This window comes from Areca yellow leaf disease phytoplasma, assembly GCF_041920595.1.
The window spans coordinates 581,409-588,043 of sequence record NZ_CP169277.1 but is presented as its reverse complement, the minus strand read 5'-3'; the positions used below and the strand labels follow the sequence as shown (position 1 = coordinate 588,043).

At 24.3% G+C, this 6,635-nt stretch carries 4 protein-coding genes and 1 pseudogene; all 5 read left to right on the top strand.

Features of this window, described 5'->3' with window-relative positions:
• The first annotated feature begins 99 nt into the window (after positions 1–99).
• The 5 genes and pseudogenes from ACEW7V_RS03310 (at position 100) to rpsT (ending at position 6,179) form a co-directional block, all read left to right on the top strand.
• A complete protein-coding gene (locus ACEW7V_RS03310; RefSeq protein WP_374695434.1) occupies positions 100–303 on the top strand; it encodes a hypothetical protein in 204 nt (67 codons plus the stop codon).
• 4,104 nt (positions 304–4,407) lie between these two features.
• Positions 4,408–4,533 (top strand): ATP-binding cassette domain-containing protein, encoded by a 126-nt coding sequence (locus ACEW7V_RS03305; RefSeq protein WP_374695787.1) that lies wholly within the window; start codon positions 4,408–4,410, stop codon positions 4,531–4,533.
• Positions 4,534–4,694: 161 nt separating this feature from the next.
• A complete protein-coding gene (locus ACEW7V_RS03300) occupies positions 4,695–4,895 on the top strand; it encodes an ATP-binding cassette domain-containing protein (protein WP_374695433.1) in 201 nt (66 codons plus the stop codon).
• 386 nt (positions 4,896–5,281) lie between these two features.
• A complete protein-coding gene (locus ACEW7V_RS03295; RefSeq protein WP_374695432.1) occupies positions 5,282–5,503 on the top strand; it encodes a hypothetical protein in 222 nt (73 codons plus the stop codon).
• A 431-nt stretch (positions 5,504–5,934) separates the two neighbouring features.
• Positions 5,935–6,179 (top strand): annotated as a pseudogene (gene rpsT, locus ACEW7V_RS03290) (30S ribosomal protein S20).
• Positions 6,180–6,635: the final 456 nt, after the last annotated feature.

Below are 6,635 nucleotides of genomic sequence, written 5' to 3'. Positions count from 1 at the left end.
TGTATTGCTTAATATTTTTGAAAATAAATAAAAAGTATTAGATGAATTTGGTGTTAATAATGCAAAAATTAAAGAAAAAAAATAAAATTATTACAAAATATGATTTGCCACATTCAAACTATTAATAAAAAAATAGTTTTTCAATTGGTTAAACAATTTTCTCAAGACCTAAATTTAACTACTATTTTAAAAACAATTCGTATTAATCGCAGTACTTATTATTATTGGCTAAAAATTGAAAAAAAATTAAAATTAAAACAAACAAAATATTTTTTACAACAACAATGCATTCAAACTCTCTAGCAAGCTATAACATTTATATTTTACATTATCATCGTAAAATTACTGATTTACTTCTCAAATAATTCTTTAACGAATTTATTAATAAAAAAAGACCTTATCATGAAAGAAAATAATATTTACAAGTTATGCTAAGAAAAATAAATATTATTATCATAAAAATTGAACCAACCTCGTGTATTCCCAAATTAATTAATCAAGATCATTACCTCCCAACCCATGAAAAATATTTACTGACATTACTTATTTTAAAACTCCAAGGTTTTATCTATTTTTCATGTGTTATTGATTCTTTTCAACACCAAATTGTCTCTTTTTCACATCATCAACCGCTAAGATAAAGAATAATTTTTATGTCACCATTAAAAATTCCTCCGAAAATCATATACATTTGACCATGTAAAGTTTATCACCCTAAAAGTAAAGTTTGACACCTAAAAAGGTTTTAATTATACGTCTCAGAAGCAATCTCAATGCAGATACGTTGTCATTAAAAATTTTTGCCAGATGAAAAGTATTATTCAACCAAACATCCTTTTATATTCAAAAACACCTAAAATCAAAAAAATAATAAAACAATTTACTTTTGAAATAATAATGGATTTTAACTAATTAAATAATCATCTCCTTTAAAATACTTTCAAAACTTAGATAAACAGTTTAAATTACGGATATATAAACTTATAACTCTTGAAAAAAAGGTTGTTTTGTCATATTTTTTTCATAAAAACAAGGCAATTTCGCATTATTTCGGTAAAAAAATTTAATCAATGTCGTTTTATATGCAATTTTTCGTTTTTTCGGCCTATATATATAGCGTTTAGGGACAAAATATTTAAAAATAGATTTTTGAAACTAGCAAAATGGTAAAAAACATACACTTTTTACAAGTGTAGCCTAAATTATTTATACCTGGCATATGAAATTATCTAGTTTACTCTAAGTCTTAAAGTGATTTTTTAAATAAAAAATGCTTAAAAAAACTAAACAAAATATTTTTTGCATATAATAGCGAAGTTTAAAGGCTAAAGTACTGCTATTAAAGGTTTATAACCAAAAAAAACGGTAAAATATGTTTCATTTCGTGCTTTAAGGTGTTTTGATGGGTTTCAGAGGCGGCTCATAGACAAAGTTAATTTACAGACAAAAAAAGACTAGTTTCTGAAGAAGTCTACGATTTTGTTGTATTCTTGTTTTAATTATTTATTAGGACATACTTCTAAATTAAGAGCCTTCACTTTATTTTTTAATATTTCAAAACAAACAATTGTTGTATTATATTAAATAATGAATATTTTTTGATAAATAGAAATGCATCAAAGCCCATGTTATTAGTTGTCACTGTATTAAATTCAGCTTTAATATTAGCTGTTGTTTTAATGCAAACTTCAATGTAGATAAAGGACAAGTAGGAAGCGGCTCACAATCTTTAGGATTGAATAAAAACAAACCTTCATATGTTACTTTCCCACAAGCATTAAAAATCAGTTCCTTTAGTAGTGGGCACAATTTGTTACTAATATTGTTTTGTACTTTCTTCTGATTAATTTGCATTAATTGGATATGTCATTTGGTTATAACAGATGCGCAGGAATGTTAAGAGATTTAGTTGCTCCATTTGTAATACTTTCCTTGTTAATAGTTTTAATTCAATTTATTAATATGTTACAAATATTTAGAAAAAAAATTAAACTTATTAAAATTGAAGTAGTGCTTAATAAAATTAATGGAGAATGAGAAGAACAACATTAAGATAGAAAACAAATATTAATTATTATAAAATATAAAGATAAATTAATATAATTAACAAATTTTAATTATTAACCCAATATTTATTTCTTTACCTTTGAATCTTTATAATAAAAATAGTTATACTGATATTAATTAAATGTTAATTTTAATTGTTTTATGTATTATAAATAATAAAGTATTATTTAAAAAATATCTTTAGTTATTAAAAGTTTGATATTGTTAGAAATTGAAAATATTTATAAATGAGTGCACATTACAATTTAGTATATTTATTATATATAAAATAAAAAGTGTTAAAAAATGAAAATTATAAAGATGCTCTAAACATAGATTTATATTCATAAGTATATTAAAATTGTTGTATCTATTATACAATGATACTTATTTTTATATTTTAAATTAAATTGTCAAATAGATAGTTTTTACATATACCAAAAACGAAAAGAAGTTAAAAATTACATATTATGATTCAAAGGAAAAAAGAAAATACAAAAATTAGAATATCTAAAATATACCATATGTTTTATTATTTATGTTTCTATGATTTTTTGGGTATGGCTTCATTTTATGGGTTATTTTCAAAGAGTTAATAATTTAAGAAATATTTAAGAGGCGCTGTGGTAGCTGATGCAGCTCCGAATAGTTTGATCACAAATCTGATAAAGATACAAGTAAAGTACAGAACTATTCAAGGTGAATATATTTGGTGATTTCCATAGATTAATTTTCGATAAAGAAGGTAAAAGCATTACTCTCAAGAAGAAAAGTATGTAAAAGCAAATTTAGTCTTTTGATTTTTGATGGGATGTTTATCGTTGTTCAAAAATGGTTCAGTTGACGTATTATTTCTTCATTAGTATTACTGATAAAAGAAAAGAAAATCTTTGATTTTCCTATTGCCTATACTTTGATAACATAGGGCTTTTAGTAAGAAAAGATGACAAGTGTTTTTAAAGATTTGCTAAAAAAGAAGTAAACATAAACATATGTTATTAAAAGATTCCAAAGACCCAATTAAATTTTTAATCTCTTCACTGGTTCGTGGCTGATAAAGTTATTGAAAATATTAGATCATTTAGGAAATTTATTACACATTACTAAATCCAATCCTATTGATGATGCTGTTATGTAGTGTGCTCAAAGCGTCAAAGATAAAGCTTCTGATATTTTGTAACTTGATAGTTATATTACTAAATATTATGCTTCGCAAAATGATGAATTAAAACATATATCAATTATATCTGATGTTGCTCGTTTTACTGTTTCTCCTACAGGTTTAGGAATTTTAGTTAAAAAAGGTAATACAAAATTAATTACTCCAATTAATAATGCTTTTAAAGAAGTTTTAAAAAAAGAAGAAATTTATTCTAGAGGGTTATGGTTTAGATGTTAGCGTATAATTGAGTTAATCAAAGAATTAAAAGAAGAACAATCAAAACCAACTGACAAACAAGACCGAAATAGAATAAAAACTTTAGAAGACAAAATATCTAAATTTAAAGAAATAACTAATAAATGGTTGTAGAAACAATCTTTAAAAGAGTTAAGTCAAAAACAAGGATTAAATTGTATAAAAAGTATCTTCTTGTTTTACCTGATTATGCCACACCTTAAAAACTACTTATTACTGCATTAGATGGAGTTATTGTAGGTTTTATCTTAGCTATTGTTTTCAATAAGGATTAAAAGTATTAAACCTAATTATCAAACACAAAATCCCTTTATTGTAGGGTTAATACAAAGTTTTCTTTTACTTGCTTGATGCAATACTTTATATTTTTAAATCAATTCCAGTAGCAACTCAAACATTATAGTTCATTTTGGTTGAGAGCTTATAATCCTGAATTAAATCCGATGTATTCAGGTATTATAGTGTTATTATTAAATTCAGCAGTTAGTATTACAAATATTTTATTACAAAATATTAAGTTTTCTTTTTTTATTGATAAAGAGACAAGTAGAAGCTTTCTAGCTTTAGGAATGACTCAAAGACAAACATTTTTTGTGTTATTTTTCTCAAAACGCTTAAAAGATCGCTCTTTTTGTAGTACAACAATTTATTGTAAATATTAAAGATAGTGCTTGTTTTGGTGGGTTTGCTGGTCTGGTTAGATGAAAGCATGGAAAGCCAAAAACTCAAATTGTTCAACAGGAAGCATTAAGTATTCCTTATGCTATTACTGCTTGTATCTATTTAGTGTTAATTGACGATTGCTAATTTATTTGGTTAAATATTTAGAAAACAAAAAAAGGAGTTTAGAATGCAATATTTAATTGAAGAAGATCTTCTTTGTAAAAAGTTTGGCGATAAAAGAGATTTTAAAAAATATTAATTTAAAAAATTAAAAAACAAAAATAGTAATCTATTATTGGTTTTTTTTTTCAGGTTCAGGGAAATCTACTTTATTAAGATGTTTTAATCTATTAGAAGAACCTAATTCTGGTCAAATTTTAATTGATAATAAAAAATATCTTAGATAAAGGAGCAAAATTATCTGATCTTAAGAACTAAAGTAGGAATGGTTTTTCAAAATTTTAATTTATTTGAAGGAAAAACAGTATTAGAAAATTGTTGTTTTAGCTCCGATGAAAGTATTAAAATTATCTAAACAACAAGAAGTCAAGAAAATGCTTTAGAACAGTTGAAAGAACTAGATTTAGAAGCTCTTGCTAATCAAAGAGTAGAAACTCTTTCAAGGGGACAAAAACAACGTGTTGCTATTGCTAGAGTTTTATGTATGAAACCTGAAGTTATTCTTTTGAATGAACCAACTTCTGCCCTGAATCCTGGTCTACTTTGCAAGTATTACAAACTTTACAAAAATTATCAGAGAAAAAAATAAATCTTATTATTGTAACTCATGAAATGAAATTTGCTCAAAGAGCATTCAAGAGACATCATTTATTTTATGGAACAAGGTAAAATTCTTGAAAAAGGTACTCGAAAGAAATTTTTGAAACTGATAAGTTTCTTAAATCTAAGGCTTTTTTTGAAGATTTTTGATTCCTTATAAATATATCATTATTTTTATTAAAATAACCCAAACTGCAATTACAGTTTGGGTTTTCCTTTCTTTTGGGGTAGATAAATTGTTGTAATTGTTTATAATTTAGGTTTTGTAGGATTATTAGGTTTTTAGGATTATTATGTGGTGGTATTACTGAAGTTTATTACCAGGATAAAGTTTTATATTTTTCAGTTGTCCTAGATACATATAGTCGCAAAATTTTGGCTTATCATGTTTCTAATTATGAAGGCACACCTTTAATTATAGATACTATTGATAAATTAAATGTATTTGAAAATGATTGCATTTTTCATTCTTATCTTAAATTTCCATATTATAAATTGGATGTTGAAGAAATTTTAGAAACCAAAAATTTAATTCAGAGTTTTGAAGATAGACAAAGGATTCAAAAAGAGATTCAATCTTCTCCTTGTCTTATTTAACTTCTTTCTTTTCTTCTTTTAAATGTGAATGTATTTATTATGGCATTCCAAACCCTAGAACTATTAGTAAAAAAGTTATGATTGAAGCTATTTGTAAATATATGTCATATTATAATTTAGAAAGAATGTATTCATAACTTAATTATGCTACTCCTGATGCATTTGAAAAAAATATTTTTTAAAAAGTTAAATGAATAAGTATTTGAAAGTAATTTTGGGTATTGTTTCGAGTTATAAAAAAAATCTCCATAAACAAGTTTCCATAATTTTATTTTTACAAATATTACATAATTTATTATGCAATGCAAAGATATATAAAAAACACTATAATTACACTATTTTATTGCTTTTTTATCTAAATTTTGGTATAATCCTCAGTAGAGTTATTAATAATAAATTGATAATTAAGTAACTAAAAGGAGATTATAATCATGGCTAATATTAAACAACAAAAAAAACGTAATAAAATAATAGAAAACGTCGTTTGCAAAATGTTTCTTTTAAATCATCTGTAAAAACAGTGGTAAAACGAAAAGTAAAAACTGCAGTTGCAAACGCTGATAAACAAAAAGCCTTAGCTTTATTAAGTATAGCTTACATAAAAAATTTGATAAAGGGGTTTCTAAAGTTTATCCGCTAACTTTTTCTGCACAAGAACAAATCTGATTTACAGTAAATTAATAAAATACCTTTAATTTTTCTTTACAAAACTCACAAAACCACATTAATTAAAACAAGCCTCAAAACTTATCATAATATTGGACCAACAAACATAACATTAATATTTTAATTGTAACTATTTTATTTAAATATATTGTGAGTGGAAAAAGGTTGATAAATTTAGCATTTTTTTGGGCAAAATAAAGTAATTCTATGTAACTTCAGGATTTATTGTAGGATCAGTTTTAGGGGCAAGTCTATATTTTATATCGTCATTAAATGAACCTAAATATTTTTCACAAACCACAGTAAAAAAGGTGTAAAATGAAGTTAATAAAATTTTAGGTACCGAATTGAAATCTCCTATACAGGAAACCCTTCTTCTAGCGAAAATTTCTACATTGGTGGTTTGAATTTATAAATGGTTTAAATAATAAAAATGTAAAAATTTTTCAAACCATTAACTAACAAA